The following is a 24,225-nucleotide window of genomic DNA, read 5'->3' on the forward strand; positions in this document are numbered from 1 at the left end:
CGGGGAGCTCCTGGCCACGGTGACCGCGGCGGAGCTGGAGCGGCTGGTCAAGCGCGGCTGCCCCGACCACCCGGACACCGCCTGTGGGTGCGCGGTGCTCGGGCCGCCGCCGGAGACCAGCGCCTACGCGCCGACCGCGAAGCAGCGGGCGTTCGTGACCACCCGCGACCGGCGCTGCCGGTTCCCCAACTGCGGCCAGCGCGTGGGCTGGGCGGACCTGGACCACGTGATCGCCCACTCCTGCGGTGGCACGACCGACTGCACCAACCTGTGCTGCCTGTGCCGCAGCCACCACCGCTTGAAGACCTTCGCCCCCGGCTGGCGGTTCACCATGACCGATGACGGGACGCTCACGGTCACCACACCCAGCGGGGTCACCCGCACCACCCGGCCACCGGGCATGCGCGTCCGGGCACCCGACCCACCGCCAGATGCTGGACGACCGCCATCGCCGGAGAGCCCACCGATCGATCCGGCGGACGATCCACCGCCCTTCTGACCCGCAACCCGGGGACACACGGCCGGCCACCTGTCCGGGCGCGAGCCTGCCTCGCGACCCGGACGGGGCGGCCCGGGTGCCCGGCCGCTCACCGCGGACCCGCCCCTGGCGACTGGGCGGGCGCGCGCCGCGGAGCCCCTGGTCGGAAGGGCAGAGGTGACGTCCAGTGGGATTCCGGGAGGTGGAAGGCATCGCTGGTAACGTCCGCACAGTGGCCGATCGCACAGCTCGTCCGGACGGTTCCGCGCCCCTGACCGGGTCGCTGCCCGCGCTCGCCGACCTCCTCCCGAGCGGCTCGTTCGCCGCCCGGCACATCGGTCCCCGGCCGGCGGACACCGCGGACATGCTCGCAGTCGTCGGCCACCCGTCGCTGGCCTCCCTGGTCGACGCCGCCGTCCCGGACAGCGTCCGCGACCGCACGCCGCTGGACCTCCCCGCCGCCGCCGACGAGGCCGCCGTCCTCGCCGCCCTGCGCGAGCGCGCCGACGCCAACGAGGTCTTCACCTCGATGATCGGCCTCGGCTACTCCGGCACGGTCACCCCCGCGGTCATCCAGCGCACGATCCTGGAGAACCCCGCCTGGTACACCGCGTACACCCCGTACCAGCCCGAGATCAGCCAGGGCCGCCTCGAGGCGCTCATCAACTTCCAGACGATGGTCGCCGACCTCACCGGCCTGCCGGTCGCCGGTGCCTCCGTCCTCGACGAGGCCACCGCCGCCGCCGAGGCGATGACCCTGGTCCGCCGGGCCGGCGGCGGCGCAGGCCGGGGCAAGGTCTCGCCCGACGCCGTGTTCGTCGTCGACGCCGACACCCTCCCGCAGACGCTCGCCGTCCTGCGGACCCGCGCCGAACCGCTCGGCATCGCGCTGCACGTCGCCGACCTCTCCGCCGGCTGGCCCACTGACCTCCCCGACGCCGGCGCCTTCGGCGTGCTCCTCAGCCAGCCCGGCGCCAGTGGCGCCGTCCGCGACCACCGGGCGCTGGCCGTCGCCGCGCACGAGGCCGGCGCGGCCGTCGTCGTCGCCGCCGACCTCCTTGCCCTGACCCTGCTCGAGGCCCCGGGGGAGTGGGGCGCCGACGTCGTCTGCGGCACCACCCAGCGCTTCGGCGTCCCGCTGGGCTACGGCGGCCCGCACGCCGGTTACCTGTCCGTCCGCGAGGGGCTGGCCCGCCAGCTCCCCGGCCGGCTGGTCGGCGTCTCCGTCGACGCCGACGGCGACGTCGCCTACCGGCTCGCCCTGCAGACCCGTGAGCAGCACATCCGCCGGGAGAGGGCGACCAGCAACATCTGCACCGCCCAGGTGCTGCTCGCCGTCATGGCCGGCGCCTACGCCGTCTACCACGGTCCCGAGGGGCTGACCGCGATCGCCGCCCGCGTCCACCGCAGCGCCCAGGTGCTCGCCGGCTGGCTGCGCACCGGGGGCCTGCAGCTCGTGCACGAGGACTTCTTCGACACCCTCACCGTCGCGGTGCCCGGCCGCGCGGCCGATGTGGTCGCCGCCGCCGCCGAGCGGCGGATCAACCTGCGGCGCGTGGACGCCGACACCGTCGCCGTCGCCTGCGACGAGACGACCACCCCCGCCGCGCTGCGCCTGGTCGCCGAGGCGTTCGGGGTGACCGCCGACGACAGCGCGCTCAGCGAGGCCGGCGACCCCTCGTTCCCGGCCGCCCTGCGCCGGAGGACGCGGTTCCTCACCCACCCGGTGTTCTCGGCGCACCGCTCCGAGACGGCGATGCTGCGCTACCTGCGCCGGCTCAGCGACAAGGACCTCGCGCTGGACCGCACGATGATCCCGCTGGGCTCCTGCACCATGAAGCTCAACGCCGCCACCGAGATGGCCGCCATCACCTGGCCGGAGTTCGCCGGCATCCACCCGTTCGCCCCGGCCGACCAGACCCGCGGCTACCGGCAGCTGATCGACGAGCTCTGCGCGGGCCTCGCCGAGGTCACCGGCTACGCCGCGGTCAGCGTGCAGCCCAACGCCGGCTCGCAGGGCGAGTTCGCCGGGCTGCTCGCCATCCGCGGCTACCACGCCTCCCGCGGGGAGACCCGGCGCGACGTCTGCCTCATCCCGAGCTCCGCCCACGGCACGAACGCCGCCAGCGCGGTGATGGCCGGCATGCGCGTGGTCGTGGTCGCCTGCGACGAGGCCGGCAACGTCGACCTCGCCGACCTGCGCGCCGAGGTCGCGCAGCACGCGGACCGGCTCGCCGCCCTGATGATCACCTACCCGTCGACGCACGGGGTCTTCGAGACCGACATCCAGGAGATCTGCGGTGCGGTGCACGACGCCGGCGGCCAGGTCTACGTCGACGGCGCCAACCTCAACGCCCTCGTCGGCCTGGCCAGGCCGGGGAAGTTCGGCTCCGACGTCAGCCACCTCAACCTGCACAAGACCTTCTGCATCCCGCACGGCGGCGGCGGCCCTGGCGTCGGCCCGATCGGCGTCCGCGACCACCTGGTGCCCTTCCTGCCCGGCCACCCGCTGGTCGAGACCGGTGGCCAGGGGCCGGCGGTGTCCGCGGCGCCGTTCGGCTCGGCCGGGATCCTGCCCATCTCCTGGGCCTACCTGCGGCTGATGGGCCCCGACGGGCTGCTGCGGGCCACCGAGCACGCGATCCTCGCCGCCAACTACCTGGCCGAGCGGCTCCGACCGCACTACCCGGTGCTCTACACCGGCGAGAACGGCCTGGTCGCCCACGAGTGCATCCTCGACGTCCGGCCGCTCACCAAGGCAACCGGCGTCACCAACGACGACATCGCCAAACGGCTCATCGACTTCGGCTTCCACGCGCCCACGATGAGCTTCCCGGTGGCCGGCACGCTGATGGTCGAGCCGACCGAGAGCGAGGACAAGGCCGAGCTCGACCGCTTCGTCGACGCGATGGTCGCCATCCGCGCGGAGATCGAGAAGGTCGCCACCGGCGAGTACGACAGCACCGACAACCCGCTGCGCAACGCGCCGCACACGCTGAAGATGCTGGCGGGGGAGTGGGCGCGGCCCTATCCGCGCGACGTCGCCGTCCACCCGCTGCCCGGGCTGACCGACCGGCAGTACCTCGCGCCGGTCCGGCGCATCGACGGCGCCCACGGCGACCGCAACCTGGTCTGCTCCTGCCCGGCGCCCGAGGCGTTCGAGGAGCCGCTGCCCGCGGCGGTCAGCACGCCCGACCGGGCCGAGGGCGCACCCGACGACCTGGGGACGACGCGCGACGTGGTCAGCGCCCCGGCCTGACGGCCCACGCCGCGCCCAACGGCGGGGCGGCGGATCCGTCCGGTCGGACGGTCGCCGTTATCCCCAACGCGATGCGGGCTCAAGGGCCGTGGTGCGCGGACGAACGATCAGGCCGAGGCGCCGGCCAGCGTCCACGGGCGGGTCAGCACCCGGCCGTCGGGGAGCAGCTCGCTGTCGTCGTCGAACAGGACGACGCCGTTGCACAGCAGGGTCCAGCCCTGCTCGGGGTGCCGGCTCACCGGCCGGGCGAGGACGCGGTCGTCGGCGTCGGCGGCGGGGCAGGGGAGGGGGTGGGCGCACATGCTGGTCTCCTGGTGTCCGTCCCCCGTGGTGGGGGACCCGCGTCCGTGCGGGGCGGACCGAGTGTGCGCCACCTCACACCGCGGGGGACCGGTGCGACCTGACGAAGTCACCCCTCCGGGTTCGGCAACCACCGCCCTGGGTGGCCCGGGCCGGGTCCCCGCGGAGCAGCGCGGCTCAGAGCTTGCGCAGCAGCACCCGGCGCACCGAGTGGTCGGCGGACTTCTGCAGCACCAGCCGGGCCCGCGACCGGGTCGGTGCGATGTTCTGCCGCAGGTTGGGCTCGTTGACCGCCGTCCAGATGCCCTGGGCGGTGCGCACCGCCTCCTCGTCGGTGAGGTCGGCGAACCGGTGGAAGTAGGCGGCGGTGTCGGCGAACGCGGTGCGCCGCAGCGCCAGGAACCGCTCCACGTACCACTGCTCGATGTCGCCCTCGGCGGCGTCGACGTAGACGGAGAAGTCGAAGAAGTCCGAGAGGAAGACCTCCGGCACCCGGCCGTCGCCGTGCCCGCCGCCGGCCTGCAGCACGTTGAGGCCCTCGAGCACGAGGACGTCGGGGGAGTCGACCACCTGCCGCTCCCCGGGTACCACGTCGTAGGACTGGTGCGAGTAGGTCGGCGCGCTGACCTCCGGCCGGCCGGACTTCACGTCGGCCAGGAAGCGCAGCAGCGCCCGCCGGTCGTAGCTCTCCGGGAAGCCCTTGCGGTCGAGGATGCCGCGCTCCTCGAGCACCGCGTTGGGCAGCAGGAACCCGTCGGTGGTCACCAGGTCGACCCGCGGGGTGTCGGGAGCGGCCGCCAGCAGCGCCCGCAGCAGCCGGGCGGTGGTGCTCTTGCCGACGGCGACGCTGCCGGCCACGGCGATGACGAACGGCACCTTGGCCGTCTCCTGGCCGAGGAACTCCGTCTGCGCCGCCCACAGCCGGCGGCTGGCCGTCACGTGCAGGTGCAGCAGCCGGGCCAGCGGCAGGTAGACGGTGGTGACCTCGTCGAGGTCGATCGGATCGCCCAGGGTGGCCAGCGCGCGCAGGTCGGCGGCGGACAGCGGCAGCTCGTCGCCGGCTGCGAGGGCCCGCCACGACGCGCGGTCGAAGGCGGTGAAGGGCGAGATCTGCGCTCGCGTACCGGCCGTCACACCGCCCATGGTGCCGTCTGCCCCCGCTCACCCCCTCGGGCGGGTGGGTCCGGCCGGGCGGACCTCCCGTTCCCGGCGTGAGGGTCGCTAGGGTCCGGGGCGTGTCGTCCGTGACCGGGGTGCTGGACCGGATCGAGCGCTATTTCGCCGCCGCGCCGCTCGGTGAGGCCCGGATCGAGCAGGTGGGCCCGCTGCAGGTGCCGCTGGGCCCGCCGGAGTGGCCGCACCCCGCCCGCCCGCGCCCCGGCGCGGAGCGGGACGTGCAGGTGGCCGACGTCCGGGCCGCCGTGGCGCTGCAGGAGCGGGCCGGGCTGCCGGCGTCCCTGGAGTGGCTCGGCGACCGGTGCCACGGGCTGGCCGCGGTCGCCCGCGCCGCCGGGCTCACCGTGGAGGAGCTGCCGCTGCTGGTGGCCGCCGACCCGGTCGAGGTGACCCTGCCCGCCGGCGTCCGGCTGTTCCTCGTCGGCGCCGACGACCCCAGGCTCGGGCTGTACGAGCGGCTCACCCAGCTGGCCTTCGCCCAGCCCGGCACCGTCGCCGCGCGGACCGCCCGGCAGGAGCAGCCGGACGGCGTGCCCGCGGTCGCGGCCGCCGACCCGGGCCCGGCCGAGGTGCCGCCGACGGCGGTGCTGCGCGAGCGGGTGGCGTCCGGGCGCACCGTGCTGATGGTGGCCGTCGAGGACGGCGAGCCGGTCGCCGTCGGCGCCCACCAGCCGGTGACCGTCGACGGCGAGGAGACCAGCGAGGTGGTGGGGGTGGCCACGCTGCCCCGCTACCGGGGCCGCGGCCTGGGTGCGGGGCTCACCTCCGCGCTGGCCGAGCACGCCCGGCAGACCGCCGACCTGGTGTTCCTCTCCGCCGGTGACGACGACGTCGCCCGCGTCTACGAGCGGGCCGGGTTCGCCCGGGTCGCGACCACCTGCGTCGCCGAGCGCCCGCCCGCCGGGTGACCCGCCGGGGCACGCGCCCCGACGGGCCGGTGGCTCACTCGACGTCGTACGTCGCGACGATCGTGCCGCGGGCCAGCGTGTGGGTGAACAGGTTGAAGCCGAGGTAGGCAGGGGTGGCCTCGGCCGGCACGCCCAGGTCGTCGGTGTCCAGCGCGTGCACCACGACGTAGTAGCGGTGCGGGCCGTGGCCGGCCGGCGGGGCGGCGCCGACGAACCCGGGGAAGCCGGCGTCGTTGCGCAGCTGCACCGCGCCCTCGGGCAGGCCGCCCTCGGCCGCGCCGCTGGGCAGCTCGGTCACCGATGCGGGGATGCCGGCCACCGCCCAGTGCCAGAACCCCGACCCGGTGGGCGCGTCGGGGTCGTAGACGGTGACGGCGAAGCCCTTGGTCTCCGCCGGGAAGCCGGACCAGCGGAGCTGCGGGGAGCGGTCCTCGCCGCCGGGCACGCCCATCGCGCCGCTGGTGTGCGGGGCGGGCAGCCGCTCACCGTCGGCGATGTCGGTGCTGGTCAGCTCGAACGAGGGGACCTGGGGGAGGAAGTCGTAGGGGTTGGGCGGGGTCGGACGACCGGCCATGCGGGATCTCCTGCGGTCCGGGACCCGGCGGCTGCCGGGGACGCAGCGGGCGCCGCGCCGTCGCCGACCCTAGGCATCCCGACCGGGAACCGCCTGGCCAGCGGTCTCCCGCTCCATGTTCCACCGTTATCCCCAACTTGGCGCTCGGACACCGTCGTCCGTGGGGGAGGGCGCCCTGCGGGCGCCGGCAGCGACGCGGCCCGGCGAGAACCTGTCGGCTCCTGGCCGTAGCGTGTCGCACGTGCTGGGACTCCCCGATGACATCCGGGCCTGCCTGTTCGACCTCGACGGTGTGCTCACCCGCACCGCGGTCGTGCACCAGGCCGCCTGGAAGCGGACCTTCGACGAGTTCCTGCGCGCCCGCGACCCGGGGGCGGGGGAGTTCACCCAGGACGACTACAACCGCTTCGTCGACGGCAGGCCGCGCAAGGACGGCGTCCGCGACTTCCTCACCAGCCGGGGCATCACGCTGCCCGAGGGCAGCGACGGCGACCCGGCGGACGCCGCGACCGTCAGCGGCATCGCCACGCGCAAGAACCAGCTGGTGCTCCAGGAGCTCGACGAGCACGGCGTCCAGGTCTACGAGGGATCGATGCGGTACCTCCGCGCGGTCAGGGACGCCGGCCTGGCCGTCGCCGTGGTCACCGCCTCGGCCAACGGTGAGCAGGTGGTGGCCGCCGGCGGCTTCGCCGACCTCGTCGACGCCCGGGTCGACGGCCTGACGCTCGCCCGTGAGGGCCTGCGCGGGAAGCCGGCACCCGACAGCTTCCTGGCCGGCGCCCGGGCGCTGGGCGTGGCTCCGGAGCAGGCGGTCGTCTTCGAGGACGCGACGTCCGGTGTCGCCGCCGGGAAGGCGGGCGGCTTCGGGTTCGTGGTCGGGGTCGACCGGGTAGGGCACGCCGCGGAGCTGCGGGAGAACGGCGCGGACGTCGTCGTCACCGACCTGGCGCAGCTGCTGGAGGAGGGCCGGTGACGGAGGGCCGCGCGCACTTCTCCGTCGAGCCCTGGTCGTTGACCGCCGAGGGCGTCGACCTGGCCTCGCTGGGGGTCAACGAGTCGGTGTTCGCCCTGGCGAACGGGCACATCGGGATGCGCGGCACGCTGGAGGAGGGCGAGCCGGTCGTCGTCCCCGGCACCTACCTCAACGGCTTCTTCGAGGAGCGGCCGCTGCCCTACGCCGAGGGGGGCTACGGCTTCCCCGAGCAGGGGCAGACGATCGTCAACGTCACCGACGGCAAGCTCATCCGGCTGCTGGTCGGCGACACCCCGCTGGACCTGCAGTACGGCCACGCGCTGGAGCACCGCCGCACCCTCGACCTGCGCGACGGCGTGCTGCGCCGGGTCACCGAGTGGCGGGGGCCCAGCGGCCGGCAGGTGCGGGTGACCAGCACCCGGCTGGTGTCGCTGACCCGCCGCTCCATCGCGGCCATCGAGTACGAGGTCGAGTGCACCGACGACCAGGGCGACCTGTACGTGGCGCTGCAGTCGGACCTGCTGGCCAACGAGTCGGTCAACACCTCCGACTCCGGCGACCCGCGGGTGGCCTCGGCGCTGCGCCGGCCGCTGGAGCCCGAGCTGCACGTCGGCCGCGGCCGGCACGCCGTGCTGGTGCACCAGACCAAGCGCAGCCGGCTGCGGATGGCCGCGGGCATGGACCACGACGTCGAGATTCCCGACACCGCGTCGGAGGACCTCGAGGTCAGCCCGGACCTCGCCCGGTACACGCTCGCCGCCCGGCTGCCGGCCGGGTCGAAGCTGCGGATCGTGAAGTACCTGGCCTACGGCTGGTCCTCGCGGCGCTCGGCCGCCGCCGTCCGCGACCAGGTGGAGGGAGCGCTGGCGACGGCGAAGCTCGCCGGCTGGGAGCGCCTGCTGCGCGAGCAGCGCGAGCTGCTGGACCAGCACTGGGACGAGGCCGACGTCGAGATCGACGGCGACGACGAGCTGCAGCAGGCCGTGCGGGTGGGCATGTTCCACGTCCTGCAGGCCGGGCTGCGCGCCGAGCGGCAGCCCATCCCGGCCAAGGGGCTCACCGGTGATGGCTACGACGGGCACACCTTCTGGGACACCGAGACCTACGTGCTGCCGGTGCTCACCTACACCGCGCCCGGCGCGGTCCGGGACGCGCTCATCTGGCGGCACTCGACCCTGGACATGGCCCGCGACCGGGCCCGGGTGCTCGGCCACGCGGGGGCGGCGTTCGCCTGGCGCACCATCCGCGGCGAGGAGTGCTCGGGCTACTGGCCGGCCGGGACGGCGGCCTTCCACGTCAACGCCGACATCGCCGACGCCGTCGCCCGCTACTGGTGGGCCACCTGCGACGAGACCTTCGACCGCGAGTACGGCACCGAGCTGCTGGTGGAGACGGCGCGGCTGTGGGCGTCGCTGGGCCACTTCGACCCCGGTGACGGGTTCCGCATCGACGGGGTCACCGGCCCGGACGAGTACGACGCGATCGTCGACAACAACGTCTACACGAACCTGATGGCCCAGCGGAACCTGAGCGAGGCGGTCGCCGCCGTGCGCCGGCAGCCGGAGACCGCCGGCCGGCTGCAGGTGGGGGAGGACGAGGTCGACCTGTGGACCCGCGCCGCCGACGCGATGCGGGTCCCGCGCAACGAGCACCTGGGCGTGCACGAGCAGTCGGAGGGCTTCACCCACCACGAGGAGTGGGACTTCGCCGGCACCCGGCCCGACCAGTACCCGCTGCTGCTGCACTTCCCCTACTTCGACATCTACCGCAAGCAGGTGGTCAAGCAGGCCGACCTGGTGATGGCCCTGCACCTGCGCGGCGACGCGTTCACCCTCGAGGAGAAGATCGCCGACTTCGCCTACTACGAGGCCCGCACCGTCCGGGACTCCTCACTGTCGGCGGCGCAGCAGGCCGTGGTCGCGGCGGAGACCGGGCACCTGCAGCTGGCCTACGACTACTGGGCCGAGGCCTCGCTCACCGACCTGCAGAACCTGCACGGCAACAGCGGGCACGGGCTGCACATCGCCTCGCTCGCCGGCGGCTGGACGGTCGCGGTGGCCGGGTTCGGCGGCATGCGGGACCACGACGGGCAGCTGTCCTTCTCGCCCCGGCTGCCCCCGCGGCTGCGCCGGCTGGCCTTCCGCGTGGTGTTCCGGGGCAGCTGCCTGGCGGTCACCGTCGAGGGCGACCGGGCCACCTACCGGCTGGTCTACGGCGACCGGCCGCTGGAGATCCGCCACCACGGGGAGCCGCTGACGGTCGGCGTCGAGCCGGTGGTGCGGGACGTCCCGCCGCCGCCGCAGGTGGAGCCGGTGCGCCAGCCCCCGCACGCGGCGCCCCGCCGGCGGTTCCGCCCGGAGAGCGACTGAGCGACGACCCCCGCGCCCCCCGCGCCTCGCAGGCCCGGCGCGGGACCCTGCACGCGGACCCTCACTCCGGGGCGACGCCCAGGACGTCGCTGAGCGCGGTCACGTCCAGCACGCGGGCGGGCAGGCTGCCGGGCGTGACGAGCACCCGGACGCCGCCCCCGCCCGCGCGCACCTGCGCGGTGGTCTCCAGCAGCAGCCCCACCCCGGCGCTGGCCAGGTAGCCGACCCCGCGCAGGTCCAGCGTGACCAGTTGCCCGTCGCCGGGCAGCGCGGCCAGCAGCCGGGGCCGCAGCGCGTCGACCGACCCGAGGTCCAGCGTGCCGGTGAGCACCAGCCGAGCGCCGTCGACCCGCAGGTCCGCGCCGTCGTCCGTCGCGTCGCCCGCGCCGGGACCGGACGCCGGCGGGGTGGCCGACGGGACCGGTGCGGCGGGCAGCCGGAAGTGCACGGCGGTGCCACCGGCCGGCCCGGGGCGGAGGTCCAGGTCCGTGGTGAGCACCGCGATCATCTCCAGCCCGCGGCCGCGGAAGCCGCGGTCGGCCGGCACCGGCCGCCAGACGCCGGAGTCGGTGATGCACACGTCGACGTCACCGGCGGCGGTCCGGCTCACCGTGTAGGCGACCTCCCCGGCCCGCTGCCCGCGGTAGGCGTGCTCCACGGCATTGGCCAGCGCCTCGCCGAACGCCAGCTGCAGGTCCTCGGCGAGGTCGGGGGGCAGCGCGGCCGCCTCCGCCCATGCCTGGACCGCGCGCCGGGCCCGGGACAGCTCGCGGGCGTCGGCCGGCACCCGCGCGTCCAGCGCCGGGGGCATGAGCCGCACCGCGATCAGCGCCACGTCGTCCGGCTGGTCGGTGTCGGCCAGCAGCTCCGCCAGCAGGGCGGACGCCAGCGCCTCCGGCGCGTCGCCGGCGTGCCGGGCCGCGGACCCGGTGAGCCGGTCCAGCCCGGCATCGAGGGTCTCCCGGCGGCGCTCGACCAGCCCGTCGGTGTAGAGCAGCAGGGTGCTGCCCGGCCCGACGGGGGCGTGGCCCTCGGTGTAGGGGCGGCGGCCCGGGACGCCCAGCACGGTGCCCCCGCCGGCCCCCTCGAGCAGGCGCGCGCCGTCCGCGGTGACCAGCAGCGGCGGCAGGTGGCCGGCCCGCGCCCAGCGGACCTCGCCGGCGGACCAGTCCAGCACCAGGCACGCCGCGGTCGAGGCGAGCGCCCCGGGCACGCGGGCGGCGAACCGGTCGAGCAGCTCCAGCGCCTCGGCCGGGCCGCAACCGGACAGCAGCGCGGTCGACAGGACGCTGCGCAGCTGGCCCATCACGGCCGCCGCGGCGGGGCCCTGGCCGACGACGTCGCCGACGGCGACCGCGACCCGGGAGCTGTCGAGCTCGACGACGTCGTACCAGTCGCCGCCGGCCTGGCTGCCCTCCGCGCCGGGCACGTACCGCGCGGCGAGCGCCAGCCGGTCCAGCTGGGGCAGCTGCTGGGGGAGCAGGCTGCGCTGCAGCGTCTCGGCGATCCGCCGCTGGGCGCGGAAGAGCCGGGCCCGGTCCAGCGCCAGGGCGCACTGCTCGGCCAGCGCGAGCAGCGTCGCGCGCTCGGTCGGGCCGAGCGGGGCGGGGGTGGGCAGCCCGACGCCCAGCACACCGGTCACCCGCCCGCCCGCGTGCAGCGGCAGGTCCGCCGCACCCTGCAGCCCCAGCTCCGCCAGCTGCTCGACCTCACCGGGGGTGGGCCGGCCGCTGCCGGGCGTGCCGTCCACCCAGACCGGCTGCCGGGTCGCCACCGCCTCGGTGAGCGCACCGGGCGCGGACAGCGGCACCCGGCTCCACTCCGCCGTACCGGGGTCGTGCCCGCTGCGGCCCAGGGAGACCAGCGTCCGCCGGTCCTCGTCGAGCTCGAAGACCGACACCCGGCAGGAGGGGCCCAGCAGGTCGCGCACGTGCCGGGCCGCGGCGGCGGCCACCTGGTCGGGGGTGGTGGCGGCCGACAGCGCGGCGGTGGCCCGCTGCAGCAGCGCCAGCCGGGCGGCGCTGGCCCGCTCCTCGGTGAGCAGCAGGCCGTTGTCCAGCGCCAGCGCGGCGCGGGCGGCGATCTCGCCGGCCAGCGTGACGTCGTCGTCGGTCAGCCCCGGCGCGTCGAAGCGACGGCCCAGCCCGAGGACGGCGAGCACCCGCCCGCGCACGACCAGCGGCACCGACATCGCCGAGGTGACCGCCAGCTCCCGGCGGCGGGTGGCCAGCGCGGGGTCGGTGTACGCCGGGCCGGTCCGCTCGACGTCGGGGACCTGCACCTGCAGCACCGCCCGGCCCGTCGCCACCGCCTGCCGCGCGGCGTAGGTGTCCTCGTCCAGCGAGGTCAGCACCGCCTCGGTGACCGGGTCGAGGGCGGCGGCGGCCTCCCGCCGCAGCCGGCCGTCGTCACCGACGCGCCGCACGTCGCACACGTCGGCCAGCCGGCTGTCCACGAGCAGCCGGGCCAGCGCCGCCAGCTGCCCGGTCACGCCCTCGGCCCGGTCCAGCGCGGCACCCACCTCGGCCAGCAGCGCCTGCCGCTGGCTCTCCCGGTAGCGGGCGTTGATGTCGGTGCACGCGCCGACGTGCCCGCCCTGCCCGCCGTCCAGCGGCACGGCCCGCTCCAGCAGCCAGTGGTAGGCGCCGTCGGCCCGGCGCAGCCGGTACTCCACCTCCCACGGGCGGCGCTCGGCGCTCGCCGCGGCGACCACGGCCAGGTACCGGTCGCGGTCGTCGGGGTGCAGCCCGTCCTGCCAGCGGCCGGCCCGGTCCTCGTCGGGGCCCGAGCCGGTGAACTCCCGCCAGCCCGCGTTGAGCAGCACCCGCCGGCCGTCGGCGTCGGCGACCCAGATCAGCGCCGGCGCGAGGTCCGCCATGGCGGTGAACCGCTCCTCGGCCTCCCGGCGCACCCGGCCCAGCTCCACGTGCGCGCCGACCCGGGCCAGCAGCTCGCGGGCGGCGAACGGCTTGACCAGGTAGTCGTCGGCGCCGGCGGCGAGCCCCTCGACCGCGGCCTCCTGCCCGGCGCGCGCCGACAGCAGCAGCACCGGCACCCGCTCGGTGCGGCTGTCGGCGCGCAGCGCGGCCAGCAGCTGCATGCCGTCCAGCCGCGGCATCATCACGTCGCTGACCACCAGGTCCGGCGGGTCGGCGCGCACGGCCTCCAGCGCCGCCTGCCCGTCGGCCACGACCTCCACGGTGTACCGCTGCGCGAGCAGGCGCTGCACGTAGTCGCGCATGTCGGCGTTGTCGTCGGCGACCAGCACCCGGCCGGGGGCGCGGCCCAGCGGGTCGGTGCGCGCGGGGGGAGCGCCGTCGGGCGTCCTGCCGTCCGATGTGCTGCCCGCCGCGTCGTCCGCGGGCAGCCAGCGCAGCGCCTCGGAGACGAACGGCTCGGCCGCCGCGCTGATGCCGGCCGGGGGAGCCGCCCCGTCGTCGCCGTCGGCGACCTGCTCGGCGGGCAGGTGGGCGGAGCCCAGCGGCACCCGCACGGTGAAGGTGGTGCCCCGGCCGGCCCGGCTGTCGGCGGCGATGGTGCCGCCGTGCAGGGCCAGCAGCTCGCGGACCATCGCCAGGCCGATGCCGCTGCCCTCACCGGAGCGGGACCGGGCCCGCTCCACCCGGTGGAAGCGCTCGAACAGCCGGGGCAGCTCGTCGGCCGGGATGCCGGTGCCGGTGTCGCTCACGGTCAGCACCGCGGCGTCGTCCGCGGCCTGCAGCCGCACCGTGATGCCCCCGGTGAAGGTGAACTTCAGCGCGTTGGACAGCAGGTTGAGGACGACGTTCTCCCACATCTCCCGGTCGACGAACACCGGCTGCGGCAGCGGCGGGGCGTCGACGGTCAGCCGCAGCCCGGCGCGCTCGACGGCGGACCGGAAGACGCTGGCCAGCTCGGCGGTCGCGGCGGCCAGGTCGACCGGCTCGAACCGGGCGGTGAGCCGGCCGGCCTGCAGGCGGGAGAAGTCCAGCAGCGTGTTGACCAGCCGGCCCAGCCGCTGCGCGTTGCGCTCGATGACCGCGAGCTCGGTGCGGGCGGCGTCGTCGGCGGCGATCGCCGGGGAGCTGCGCAGCTCCGCCAGCGGGCCGGTGATCAGCGTCAGCGGGGTGCGGAACTCGTGGCTGACGTTGGAGAAGAAGTCGGTCTTGGCGCGGTCCAGCTCGGCCAGCGCCTCGGCGCGGCGCCGCTCCGCCTCGTAGCTGCCGGCGTTGACCAGCCCGGCGCCGACCTGGCCGGCGACCAGCTGCAGGAACCCGGTGTAGGCGTCGTCCAGCCGCCGGTGCGGGTTGAGCCCGACGACCACGAACCCGGCGACCGGGCCACCCGCGCCGTCGTCGTCCGCGCCGTCGTCGTCCGCGCCGGGCGCCGCGGGGGCGGCGGCGAACGGCACGACCACCGCCTGGTGCGGCGGCCGGTCCCAGGCACCGCCGGGCAGCGACCAGCCGCGGTCGGCGAGGTCCTCGACCAGCACCGGCCGCCCGGCGCGGGCGCCGTCCACCGGCCAGGTGGGGTCCGGGTCGCCGGCCGCGATGCGGTCGGGGGCCGCGGGGGAGCCGGCCGCGATGCCGGTCGCGGCACCGAGCCGGGCGCCGTCCTCGTCGAGCAGGTAGACGAGGCTGAACGGCAGGTCCCGCGGGTTGCGGCCGAGCTGGGCGGCCACCGCGGAGAGCACGTCGGACTCGGTGCGGGCGGCGGTGACCGCGGCGGCCAGGTCGCGCAGCGTGGCCATCCGGCGCTCGCCGACGACCCGCTGCGTGGTCTCGGTGACCACGCACAGCATGCCGTCGGCCCGCTCGCCCCCGCCGCCGCCGAGCGGGCTGTAGGAGAAGGTGTGGTACGTCTCCTCCGGGTAGCCGTGCCGCTCGAGGAACAGCAGCAGGTCCTCGTCCCAGGTGGCCCCGCCGGTGCTCAGCACCGTCTCGATCCGCGGTCCGATGTCGGGCCAGATCTCCGCCCACATCTCGCTGGCCGGCCGGCCCAGCGCCCAGGGGTGCTTGGACTGCAGCGTGTCGCGCCAGTAGGCGTCGTTGTAGAACGAGGCGAGCTGCGGGCCCCACGCCATCCACATCGAGAACCGCGACGTGAGCAGGATGCGCACGACGTTGCGCAGCTCGGCCGGCCACGTCGACGGCGGGCCGACCGGGGTGGCCGACCAGTCGTGCCGGGCCATCGCGGCGCCGACCTCGCCGGTGCCGGTGAACAGCGGGTCCGACGGCTCCTCCGGACGTCGTCCGACCACTCGACTCGTGCCTCTTCCTGCGTGCCGGACCATGGGTGCTGCGCCCTGCGACAGCCGGTCGATCCTCTCACCCCCGGCGGTGTCCCACCCGGTGGAGCGCGGCCGGCCCGGCAGTCCCGGACCGGCAGCACCGTCACCCCGGCAGCAGCCACCGCGTGCCGAGCACCAGCGCGCCGACGTCGACGAGCAGGAAGACGCCCACCCAGCACAGCCCGGGCAGCCGGGTGAGCCGGGCCAGCTGGTCGGCGTCGGAGTCCGGTGCGGCGCCGCGCCGGCGCTTGGCCTGTAGCTCCAGCACGGTCTTCGGGGCGGCCAGCAGCAGGAACCAGGTGACGGCGTGCGCGAAGGCCGCCTGCCCCGCCGCGGGCAGCCACCAGGTGGCGGCGAGCACCACCGCTCCGGTGACCAGCACCGCCCACAGCCCGTACCAGTTGCGGATCTGCACCAGCAGCAGCGCCAGCAGCCCGAGCAGCACCCAGAGCAGGCCGACGGCGTACCCGGCGCCGAGCAGCGCCGCCGCGCCCAGGCCGAACAGGCCGGGCCCGGTGTAGCCCGCGGCGCAGGTGAGCACCATCCCCGGGCCGGTGGGCCGGCCGGCGGAGACGGTCAGCCCCGAGGTGTCCGAGTGCAGCCGGATGCCCGACAGCCGGCGGCCCGCGGCCAGCGCGGCCAGCCCGTGCGCGCCCTCGTGCGCGATCGTCACCGCGGTGCGGGCCGGCCGCCACAGGCGGGGGGAGAGGACCAGCAGCAGCGCCGCGGCGGCGCTCAGCGCGAGCAGCCAGCCGGGCAGCGCGGGGGCCTGGGCGCTCACCCGTGCCCAGGACCGGTCCAGCGCCTCCACCGCCCGATCATCACCGGTCCGGGGGACGACGCGACGAGCGCCACACCGTGCCGGGTGAGATGCCTACGACTCTGCAATGCGGATGACACATCCACCGACGATCCTGAGGTCATGTCGCTGATCGAGGCCTCGGTGGAGGAGCACACCCCGCTCCCGGTGACCGTCTCCTTCACCCGCCGCGCCGACCCGGCGCACGCGGTGCAGATGACGGCGTGGATCCGCGCCGGGCTCACCCTGGCCGAGGGCTTCCCCGGCTTCCTCGGCGGTGGCTGGGTGCGCCCGCGCTCCGGCGCCGACGAGTGGCACATGCTCTGCCGGTTCGACTCGCCCGCCACCCTCGCGGCGTGGGAGGCGAGCCCCGAGCGGCGGTGGTGGCTCGGCTCCGCGCAAGGGCTGGCGGAGGTGACCCGCACCGAGCGCCGCACCGGCATCGAGGGGTGGTTCGACCCGCCGGTCGAGGCCGCCACCGAGCCGGCCGAGCACCCCCGCCCGCCGGCGCCGCCCCGCTGGAAGCAGGCGGCCACCATCTGGCTGGTGTTCTTCCCGCTCAACCTGCTCGCCACGGTCACCCTCGGCCGGCTGCTCGCCGACGTGCACGTGGTGCTGCGGGTCGCCGCGATGACGCTCACCCTCACCCCGGTGATGACCTACCTGCTGCTGCCCTGGGTCACCCGGCGGCTGGAGTGGTGGCTGGCCGGCCGCCGGTTCCGCGACCGCCGCGCCGTCAGCCGATGACGACGGCGTCCGACGTGCCGACCTGCACCCAGCGCACCGTCGTGCGCACGTTGCTGGCCGTCTGCTCCTCCAGCCAGAACACGTAGGGCACCCCCGGCTGCAGGCCCGCCACCGTGACCGACAGCTGCTGGCAGTCCTCGACCTGGTCGACCGTCCGCTGCACCGGCGCCGGCTGGGTGCCGCCGACCAGCTGCTGGCTGACCGCGCTGACCCGGTAGCCCAGCACCTCCGGCTGGTCCGAGGCCTGCCAGGTGACCACCGCGGACCCCCGGCCCGGCGTGACACCGGGGGAGACCCGGCGCGGGCGGGTCGCGCCGCCGCAGCCGTCCGGCTCCGGGCTCAGCGTGGGCGAGACGCCGACGGGGGAGTAGGGCACGTTGAGGTTGCGCAGGTCCGGCCGCGGCGGCTGCGGCACGTAGAAGTCGTCCCCGAGGCCGTTGACCGTCCCGGTCCGGTTCTCCGGGACGTCGCTGCCGCCGCCGGAGGAGACGAACCACGAGGACGCCGGGGCCGCGGCGGTGGCGGCCGCCGGCGTGACCGCCGCGTCGCCGGTGGCCGTGCACCCGGTGAGCAACCCGCCCGCGGCGAGCGCCGCGCCGACCGCGCCGAGCCGTCCCCGTCGTCCTGCCGTGCTGCCCAACCCGGTCTCCTGACGTCGACGGTCCTCGTCCTCATCGTCGGCAGGTGGGGCCGCGGACTTGACCCGGGCAGCTGCCCCGACGCTGTGTCCTTCAGCCGTTATCCCCAACTCAGCCGGGTTTTCGCGACAAACAGAAGCGCTCAACGAGGGGGAGCGGCGGCGAGGTCGAGCAGCACGTCGGCGTGGCACGGGCCGTCCAGCGGGCACCTGCAGGCCAGGTCGCGGCCGGCCAGCTCGGTCACGTGCGCGCGGATCCAGGCCAGGTGGTCGGCGTGCTCCGGCGTCCACCAGGGGCTGTCCGGCCCGCGACGGACGGCGTCGGCGAACCGCTCGACCACCAGCGCGCGGCCCGCCGCGGGAGTGGCCGCCTCGCACGCCGCGAGCACGTCGGCGATCGTGAAGGGGTTGCCCCAGCGGCTCGGCCGGGCCACGACCACGGCGTCCGGCGGCTTGCGCCACCCGCGCGCCCGGGACAGCCGGATCCGGCGCGCCACGGTCAGACCAGCTCGGCGTCGTGGGTGAGCAGCGCGATCTGCACCCGGTTGGTCAGCTCCAGCTTGGTCAGCAGCCGGGACACGTGCGCCTTCACGGTCGCGACGCTCAGGTACAGCTCCGCGCCGATATGCGCGTTGCTCAGCCCGCGGCCGACGGCCAGGGCCACCTCCCGCTCGCGGTCGCTGAGCGTGGCCAGCCGGGCCGCGGCCCGGTCCTTGCGCCGGTCGGCGGCCGGCGCCGGCTCGGCCCCGGCGACGTGCGCCATCAACCGGCGGGTGACGGCGGGGGAGAGCATCGGCTCACCGGCGGCCACCCGGCGGACGGCGTCCACGATGGCGGCCGGGGCGGTGTCCTTGAGCAGGAAGCCCGCGGCGCCCGCCCGCAGCGCGCGGAGCACCTGCTCGTCGGCGTCGAAGGTGGTCAGCACGACGACGGCCGGGGCGCCGGGGGAGGACTGCAGCCGCTCGGTGGCGGTGAGCCCGTCGACCCCGGGCATCCGGATGTCCATCAGCACCACGTCCGGGGCCGCCGCGGCGACCGCGGCCGGCACCTCCGCGCCGTCCGCGGCCTCGCCGGCCAGCAGCACGTCGTCCGCGCCGCCGAGCACCATCGCCAGCGCGGCGCGCACCAGCGGGTCGTCGTCGACGACGAGCACCCGCACCGGTCCGGTCACGCTCCCTCACCGGTCCGGGTCCCCGCCGGCGCAGCCGCCCACGGCAGCTCGGCGCACAGCCGGAACCCACCGTCCGCCGTCCGGCCGTGCTCGAGCCGTCCGCCGGCCAGCGCGACGCGCTCGGCCAGCCCGACCAGCCCGGTGCCGCCGCCGGGCAGCGGCGCGGGGTGCTCGCCGGTCGGTGCCGGGTTGCGCACCTCCAGGGTCAGCCCCGCTCCGGGGGCGCCGGTCACCCGGACGTCGGCGACGGTGCCCGGGGCGTGCTTGCGGACGTTGGTCAGCGCCTCCTGGACCACCCGGTAGGCGTTGCGACCGAGCGCGGCGGGCACGGTGGCCGGGTCGGGTACCTGCTGCTGGCTGCGCACCCGCAGCCCGGCCGCGCGGCTCTCCTCGACCAGGGCGGGCAGGTCGGCCAGCGTCGGCTGCGGCCGGGTGGCGCTGGGGGCGTCCGGGTCGTCGCGGAGCACGCCGATGACCTCGCGCAGGTCCTCCAGCGCCTGCCGGGCGCTGGCCCGCACCACGCCCGCGGCGCGGGCGACCTCGGCCGGCGGGGCGTCCGGGCGGAACTCCAGCGCGCCGGCGTGCATGCTCAGCAGCGACAGCCGGTGGGCGAGGACGTCGTGCATCTCCCGGGCGATCCGGGTGCGCTCGGACTGCTGCGCCTGCTCGACCCGCAGCCGCTGCTCACCCTCCGCCCGCGCCGCCCGCTCGTGCAGGGTGAGCACCAGCTGCCGGCGGGCCCGGACGAACATGCCCCAGGCCACCACCGCGGCGGTCAGCATGGTGCCCAGCGCGGCGAAGACCCAGGCGGGCAGGTCGGGGTCGGGGCGGACCACCACGTAGACGGCGAACGACGCCAGGTTCACCCCGCTGACCAGCAGCACGGTCGGCCAGCGGCGGTGGACCGCCACGGTGAACAGGCTGACGAGCACCGCGATGCCCGCGGTGTCGGAGAACGCCCCGGCGAGGGCGAGCACCAGGGCCAGCGCCACCGGCCACCGGCGGCGGGCCCACAGGGCGGTGCAGGCCACCACGCCGGCGACCAGGTCGGCGAACAGCAGCCCGTCGGCGGGCGGGGAGGGGTTGCTGGCGGCCGTGCCGAGCAGCACCAGACCGTCCAGCAGCGAGACCAGGAAGATCCCGACGTCGACCGCCCAGTCGCGCACCGACCGGCGCACCCGGCCGGGGTGCCGGCCGTCCCGCGGGTCCGGCTCGGCCACCGGCAGCAGGTGCGCCGGGATGAACGACGGGTGGTCGACGCCTGCCAGCCGCGCTCGGGTGGGTGCGCTCACAGCAGGAGGCTACGAGCCGGGACCCCGCGCGCACAGCGACCTCCGGCCATGCCACCCTCTGACTTCGGTAGGGGGTCCCCGCGGCCGGCCGGCGTCCCCGGAGCCGACCGGCGGCCGATGTGCGCAGCCGGGTGGCCGGGCCAGCGTGGTCGCCGTGATCAGCATCGAGCACCTGACCAAGCGGTACGGCACGCAGGCCGCCGTCGACGACGTGTCCTTCACCTGCCCACCGGGCACGGTGACCGGCTTCCTCGGCCCCAACGGCGCCGGGAAGTCCACCACCATGCGGGCGCTGTGCGGGCTCACCCTGCCCACCAGCGGCACGGCCACCATCGGTGGCCGCCGCTACCGCGACCTGCCGGCCGCCGGCCGCACGGTCGGTGTGCTGCTGGACGCCGGCGCGCAGCACCCCGGGCGCACCGGCCGCGAGGTCCTCGTCCTCGCCGCTCTCGTGCTCGGCGTGCCGCGCTCCCGGGTCGACGAGCTGCTGGAGACCGTGGGCCTGACCGGGCGGGCCCCCGGGAAGCGGGTCGGCCAGTACTCCCTGGGCATGCGCCAGCGGCTGGGGCTGGCGACGGCGCTGCTCGGCGACCCGCCCGTGCTGGTGCTCGACGAGCCGGCCAACGGCCTGGACCCCGACGGCATCTTCTGGATGCGCGGGCTGCTGCGCGGCTTCGCCGACCGCGGCGGCACGGTGCTGCTCTCCTCGCACCTGCTGCGCGAGGTCGAGGCGGTCGCCGACCAGCTCGTCGTCGTCGCGGGCGGCCGGGTGGTCGCCTCGGGCGCGAAGGAGGAGCTGCTCGCCGCCCGCGGCACGCTGGTCCGCGGGCCGGACCGGGCGGTGCTGCAGCAGGCGCTCGAGCGGGCCGGCATCGGGTGGCGGCCGGGCGAGGGTGACGCGCTGGTCGCCGACGCGCTCGTGGACGCCGTCGGGCGGGCGGTCGCCGCGGCGGGTGCGGTCGTGACGGAACTGCGGCCCGGTGGGGGAGAGGGGCTCGAGGAGCTCTTCCGCTCGCTCACCGCCCCGGCCGGCCAGGAGGTGGCGGCATGACCGCCGCGACGCTGGACCGGACCGCGCCGGTGACCGGCGCCGCGCCGTCGCTGGCCCGGCTCACCCGGGTGGAGCTGCGCAAGAGCTGGGACACCCGCGCGGGGCGCTGGCTGCTGGTGGTCATCGGCGTGGCCGCGCTGGCGGTGGTCGCGCTGCAGCTGTTCTTCGACGACGCGGAGAACCGGACGTTCGCGATGTACCTGGCCGGGACGCAGCTGCCGGTCGGGGTGCTGCTGCCGGTGCTGGGCATCCTGCTGGTCACCAGCGAGTGGTCGCAGCGGACGGCGTTGCAGACGTTCGCCCTGGTGCCGCAGCGGTCCCGGGTGCTGGGCGCCAAGGTGCTGGCCGCCGTGGTGCTCGCCCTGCTGGGTGCGGTCGCCACCGGGGTGGTCGCCGCGCTGGGCACGGCCCTGACCCCCGCGCTGGGCGACACGGCGGCGGACTGGTCGACGTCCGCGGCCCAGCTCGGCCAGATCGCGCTGGTCGACGTGCTCTTCGTCCTCGGCGGGGTGGCCTTCGGCCTGCTGCTGCTCAGCTCGCCGCTGGCGATCGTCACCTACTTCGCCCTGCCGATCGCCTTCACCATCCTGGTCAACGCGGTGTCCGCGCTGGACTGGGTGCGCGACTGGCTGGACCTGTCGACCACCACGACGCCGATGTACGACGGCGAGCTCGACGGCCAGGGCTGGCTGCAGGTGGCCACCTCCGCGGCGCTGTGGGTCCTGCTGCCCATGGCCGCCGGGTGGTTGCGGGTGGAGCGGTCGTCGATCAGCTGAGCTGCTCGCCGGTGCCCGCGACGCGCCGTCGGTCGCGGGCACCGGCGGTCTCCGCTCGCGGGGCCGTACCGTCGGCCGCCACCGCGTCACCGGAGTCTGATCGACCTCAGCCGTTATCCCCAACAGGGTCGTCGAACACAATCGACAAGCAAGAACGCAATGACGCGGCAGGGGAGCCGGACTGCCGAATCGTCCGACGTCTGCTCTAGCGTCCGCGGCGACCGTCCCGACGGATGAGGAGCCCGCCTTGACCACGCTGACCGACCGGACCGGAACCGCCCTCGTGGTGATCGACGTGCAGAACGGCGTCGTGGACGACGCGCTGCGGAGGGACGACGTCGTCGGCTCGATCGCCGGGCTCGTCGACCGGGCCCGCGCCGAGGGGGTGCCGGTCGTGTGGGTGCAGCACTCCGACGAGGGGCTGGTGCGCGGGAGCGCCGAGTGGGAGTACGTGCCGGAACTGGCGCCGGCCGAGGGGGAGCCGGTGGTGCACAAGTCCTACGGCGACTCGTTCGAGGGCACCGACCTGGAGCAGGTGCTCGCCGCGGCCGGCGCCGGGCGGCTGGTGGTCGCCGGCGCCGAGACCGACGCGTGCATCCGGTCGACCATCCACGGCGCGTTCGCCCGGGGCTACGACGTGACGCTGGTGGAGGACGCGCACACCACCGGCGACAAGAGCGCGTGGGGTGCGCCGGAGCCGGCCGCGGTCATCGCGCACACGAACCTGTACTGGAAGTTCCAGGCGGCACCGGGCAGGACCGCCGCGGTCACCCCGTCCGCCGAGATCACCTTCACCGGCTGAGTCGTACTGGCACGATGCGCCGGTGAGCGGACGCAGCGACTGGCCGGACCAGGGGGAGTGGGACCACTGGGAGGCTGCGCTCCGCGACGTGGCCGACCGACTGCGGCAGCAGCGAGGCGTCGAGGACCCGTGGAGCCTGACGGTCGAGTTCGGTGGTCTGTGGGCGAACTACGGCGACTTCCGCATCCAGGTCGCCGGGCCCCATACCGACGCCGACCCGTTGGACACCTCGACCTTCTCCGACGAGATCGACGACTGGGTCGCGTGGGATCGTCGCAGCGGTCCGGGCGTGCGGCTCGATCGCGACCTGCAGGCGATGGCGGACTGGCGGGCACGGTTGCCGCTGCTGCAGCAGCTGTGGGAGCAGGCCGCCCCGCGGGTGTTCCGGGACGTCACCGCGGCGGCCGGCCGCGACGTCCCCTGGCAGGTCGTCCTGCAGGAGACCGAGACGGTCTCGCCGGACTGGCCGGGTCCACCTCGTCAGGGCATCTGGATCGTCGAGGGGGAGGTCGAGCTCCGCGAGCGGGAGCTGGACTTCCCGAGGATCGTCCTGGAGCTGCCGCACACCACGATCCACCTGATGCCGCTGGCCGAGGACGAGGACGTCGAGGACGCGGTGGCGACGCTCGCCGGCGAGGTGCAGGACGAGGTCATCGAGGAGGTGCACGGCGCCTGGCCCACGTGCCTGGCGCACGAGCACCCGATGCGGGCCAGCTCGACCGAGGAGGGCCCGGCGAGATGGCGGTGCCCGACGGACCACGGGGTGAGCGTGCCGATCGGGCAGTGGGACCCAGTGGTCGCGGGGTGGCGGTCGTGACCCCCTCTCCGCGCATGACTTGACATAATGTCGATTATCGGCGCAGCGATGACCAGGGCCGGGAGGGGCTCACGCCGGCCGGCGACCAGGTGTCGTCCATGTCGTTCCTGACCGGATGAGCCGGTGCGTCCCGGCTCTCGTCGCCGGTTCGATGTGGCGTGCCGACGTCTGTGCCCTGACGTGGCGGCCGAGTCCCGGCGGGCGTCCCGTACGGCGGCGGGTCGACCGGTCGGCAGGCGGTAGCCGAGTCGTCCACCCACTGCCGGCGGCGCTCCATGATCAACTCCCCCGGCGGCTCGCCGCCGACCAAGATCATCCGTTGTGCTGCCGGTCTCGGCGGCGCGGATGGTCCTCTCGGGCGGTCCGGCGCCCTGCTCCCCTGGTACCGCGGACACCCCTCGGGATACGTCACTGTGACGTATCGGCACGGGTCTGGCCGGTTCCGACGCGCGGTGCGCGCCAACCCTTCGTAGGGTCGGGTCATGAACATCCGACGTCCGGTGGCCGCCCTGCTCCTCGCGCTGACACTGGCCGGCGGGCCGGCCGTCCTGACCGCCTGCAGTGGAGACGCCGCCGGCGGCGGCACGGAGCGCAACGACGGCACGACCGACGACGACAGCACGAGCACCGAGGGTGCCGACCCGGGCAGCACGTCCCAGGGTGCGGTCCCCTCGGCGCAGGACCCGGCGAACACCACGCCCAACAGCGACCGCGACCAGAACGAGGACCCCGACAAGGGCTGACCGTGGCGGTGGTCGCCGGGTGGGTGTGCTCCCCCGTCGACCGCCGTCCCCGCCCCTCGTTCCGTCACGGTGACGCAATCGGGG

20 protein-coding genes are annotated in these 24,225 nt (G+C 75.8%); 11 read left to right on the plus strand and 9 right to left on the minus strand.

Features of this window, described 5'->3' with window-relative positions; all coding sequences use genetic code 11:
• Together AB0J00_RS20160 and gcvP are read left to right on the plus strand one after the other, a co-directional pair.
• The coding region (locus tag AB0J00_RS20160; RefSeq protein ID WP_357748361.1) for an HNH endonuclease signature motif containing protein at window positions 1–499 on the plus strand (499 nt) is incomplete at its 5' end.
• A gap of 211 nt (window positions 500–710) precedes the next feature.
• Window positions 711–3,737 carry an aminomethyl-transferring glycine dehydrogenase gene (gene gcvP / locus AB0J00_RS20165; protein WP_357748363.1) on the plus strand — a complete coding sequence of 1,009 codons (3,027 nt, stop codon included), beginning with the start codon at window positions 711–713 and terminating at the stop codon, window positions 3,735–3,737.
• Between the two features lie 107 nt (window positions 3,738–3,844).
• Here gcvP and AB0J00_RS20170 read toward each other — a convergent pair whose 3' ends face one another.
• Both AB0J00_RS20170 and coaA read right to left on the minus strand, forming a co-directional pair.
• Window positions 3,845–4,039 carry a DUF5999 family protein gene (locus tag AB0J00_RS20170; RefSeq protein WP_357748365.1) on the minus strand — a complete coding sequence of 65 codons (195 nt, stop codon included), beginning with the start codon at window positions 4,037–4,039 and terminating at the stop codon, window positions 3,845–3,847.
• 175 nt (window positions 4,040–4,214) lie between these two features.
• Complete coding sequence (gene coaA, locus AB0J00_RS20175) at window positions 4,215–5,180, minus strand: type I pantothenate kinase (RefSeq protein WP_357748368.1); 966 nt, start codon at window positions 5,178–5,180, stop codon at window positions 4,215–4,217.
• A 92-nt stretch (window positions 5,181–5,272) separates the two neighbouring features.
• On the opposite strand from coaA, the gene AB0J00_RS20180 reads away from it, so the two are divergent.
• A complete protein-coding gene (locus AB0J00_RS20180) occupies window positions 5,273–6,121 on the plus strand; it encodes a GNAT family N-acetyltransferase (RefSeq protein ID WP_357748370.1) in 849 nt (282 codons plus the stop codon).
• Between the two features lie 34 nt (window positions 6,122–6,155).
• Here the strand turns inward: AB0J00_RS20180 and AB0J00_RS20185 are convergent, their stop codons facing one another.
• Complete coding sequence (locus AB0J00_RS20185; RefSeq protein WP_357748373.1) at window positions 6,156–6,695, minus strand: YbhB/YbcL family Raf kinase inhibitor-like protein; 540 nt, start codon at window positions 6,693–6,695, stop codon at window positions 6,156–6,158.
• A gap of 241 nt (window positions 6,696–6,936) precedes the next feature.
• Here AB0J00_RS20185 and AB0J00_RS20190 point away from each other — a divergent pair, with 241 nt between their 5' ends.
• Window positions 6,937–7,668 (plus strand): beta-phosphoglucomutase family hydrolase, encoded by a 732-nt coding sequence (locus AB0J00_RS20190; protein ID WP_357748376.1) that lies wholly within the window; start codon window positions 6,937–6,939, stop codon window positions 7,666–7,668.
• The gene (locus AB0J00_RS20195; RefSeq protein ID WP_357748377.1) at window positions 7,665–10,037 is read left to right on the plus strand and encodes a glycosyl hydrolase family 65 protein; all 2,373 of its coding nucleotides are present in this window, start codon (window positions 7,665–7,667) and stop codon (window positions 10,035–10,037) included. The genes AB0J00_RS20190 and AB0J00_RS20195 overlap by 4 nt, the downstream gene beginning before the upstream one ends.
• A 61-nt stretch (window positions 10,038–10,098) precedes the next feature.
• Here AB0J00_RS20195 and AB0J00_RS20200 read toward each other — a convergent pair whose 3' ends face one another.
• Both AB0J00_RS20200 and AB0J00_RS20205 read right to left on the minus strand, forming a co-directional pair.
• The gene (locus AB0J00_RS20200; RefSeq protein WP_357748380.1) at window positions 10,099–15,276 is read right to left on the minus strand and encodes a SpoIIE family protein phosphatase; all 5,178 of its coding nucleotides are present in this window, start codon (window positions 15,274–15,276) and stop codon (window positions 10,099–10,101) included.
• A gap of 133 nt (window positions 15,277–15,409) precedes the next feature.
• Window positions 15,410–16,117, minus strand: a complete 708-nt coding sequence (locus tag AB0J00_RS20205) for a M50 family metallopeptidase (protein ID WP_357748383.1) — start codon at window positions 16,115–16,117, stop codon at window positions 15,410–15,412.
• A 111-nt stretch (window positions 16,118–16,228) separates the two neighbouring features.
• Here AB0J00_RS20205 and AB0J00_RS20210 point away from each other — a divergent pair, with 111 nt between their 5' ends.
• Window positions 16,229–16,852: an antibiotic biosynthesis monooxygenase gene (locus AB0J00_RS20210; RefSeq protein WP_357748385.1), complete on the plus strand. Its 624-nt coding sequence runs from the start codon at window positions 16,229–16,231 to the stop codon at window positions 16,850–16,852.
• Here the strand turns inward: AB0J00_RS20210 and AB0J00_RS20215 are convergent.
• From AB0J00_RS20215 to AB0J00_RS20230, 4 genes are all read right to left on the minus strand, one after another.
• Window positions 16,842–17,492, minus strand: coding sequence for a fibronectin type III domain-containing protein (locus AB0J00_RS20215; protein ID WP_357748387.1), 651 nt, complete (start codon window positions 17,490–17,492; stop codon window positions 16,842–16,844). The two genes, AB0J00_RS20210 and AB0J00_RS20215, sit on opposite strands and share 11 nt — an antisense overlap.
• Window positions 17,493–17,632: 140 nt before the next feature.
• Window positions 17,633–17,986 (minus strand): DUF4326 domain-containing protein, encoded by a 354-nt coding sequence (locus AB0J00_RS20220; RefSeq protein ID WP_357748390.1) that lies wholly within the window; start codon window positions 17,984–17,986, stop codon window positions 17,633–17,635.
• 2 nt (window positions 17,987–17,988) lie between these two features.
• Window positions 17,989–18,660, minus strand: coding sequence for a response regulator transcription factor (locus tag AB0J00_RS20225; RefSeq protein WP_357748392.1), 672 nt, complete (start codon window positions 18,658–18,660; stop codon window positions 17,989–17,991).
• Window positions 18,657–19,952, minus strand: coding sequence for a histidine kinase (locus AB0J00_RS20230; protein ID WP_357748394.1), 1,296 nt, complete (start codon window positions 19,950–19,952; stop codon window positions 18,657–18,659). The genes AB0J00_RS20225 and AB0J00_RS20230 overlap by 4 nt, the downstream gene beginning before the upstream one ends.
• Before the next feature lie 154 nt (window positions 19,953–20,106).
• Here AB0J00_RS20230 and AB0J00_RS20235 point away from each other — a divergent pair, with 154 nt between their 5' ends.
• The 5 genes from AB0J00_RS20235 (at window position 20,107) to AB0J00_RS20255 (ending at window position 24,141) form a co-directional block, all read left to right on the plus strand.
• Window positions 20,107–21,003 (plus strand): ATP-binding cassette domain-containing protein, encoded by an 897-nt coding sequence (locus tag AB0J00_RS20235; RefSeq protein WP_357748396.1) that lies wholly within the window; start codon window positions 20,107–20,109, stop codon window positions 21,001–21,003.
• Entirely contained in the window at window positions 21,000–21,779 is a 780-nt protein-coding gene (locus AB0J00_RS20240; RefSeq protein WP_357748400.1) for a hypothetical protein, read from the plus strand. The genes AB0J00_RS20235 and AB0J00_RS20240 overlap by 4 nt, the downstream gene beginning before the upstream one ends.
• Window positions 21,780–22,026: 247 nt before the next feature.
• On the plus strand, window positions 22,027–22,581 hold the full coding sequence (locus AB0J00_RS20245; RefSeq protein WP_357748403.1) for a cysteine hydrolase family protein: 555 nt from the start codon (window positions 22,027–22,029) through the stop codon (window positions 22,579–22,581).
• 22 nt (window positions 22,582–22,603) lie between these two features.
• The gene (locus AB0J00_RS20250; protein WP_357748406.1) at window positions 22,604–23,398 is read left to right on the plus strand and encodes a hypothetical protein; all 795 of its coding nucleotides are present in this window, start codon (window positions 22,604–22,606) and stop codon (window positions 23,396–23,398) included.
• A 482-nt stretch (window positions 23,399–23,880) separates the two neighbouring features.
• Complete coding sequence (locus AB0J00_RS20255) at window positions 23,881–24,141, plus strand: hypothetical protein (RefSeq protein ID WP_357748408.1); 261 nt, start codon at window positions 23,881–23,883, stop codon at window positions 24,139–24,141.
• The last annotated feature ends 84 nt before the right edge of the window (window positions 24,142–24,225 follow it).

It is taken from the genome of Modestobacter sp. NPDC049651 (assembly GCF_040659695.1).
Classification (GTDB): domain Bacteria; phylum Actinomycetota; class Actinomycetes; order Mycobacteriales; family Geodermatophilaceae; genus Modestobacter.

Coding starts and splice junctions, on each gene's coding strand:
- AB0J00_RS20170 (WP_357748365.1), bottom strand. CDS start 4,039: ATGTGCGCCCACCCCCTCCCCTGCCCCGCCGCCGACGCCGACGACCGC.
- coaA (WP_357748368.1), bottom strand. CDS start 5,180: ATGGGCGGTGTGACGGCCGGTACGCGAGCGCAGATCTCGCCCTTCACC.
- AB0J00_RS20185 (WP_357748373.1), bottom strand. CDS start 6,695: ATGGCCGGTCGTCCGACCCCGCCCAACCCCTACGACTTCCTCCCCCAG.
- AB0J00_RS20210 (WP_357748385.1), top strand. CDS start 16,229: ATGTCGCTGATCGAGGCCTCGGTGGAGGAGCACACCCCGCTCCCGGTG.
- AB0J00_RS20240 (WP_357748400.1), top strand. CDS start 21,000: ATGACCGCCGCGACGCTGGACCGGACCGCGCCGGTGACCGGCGCCGCG.
- AB0J00_RS20255 (WP_357748408.1), top strand. CDS start 23,881: ATGAACATCCGACGTCCGGTGGCCGCCCTGCTCCTCGCGCTGACACTG.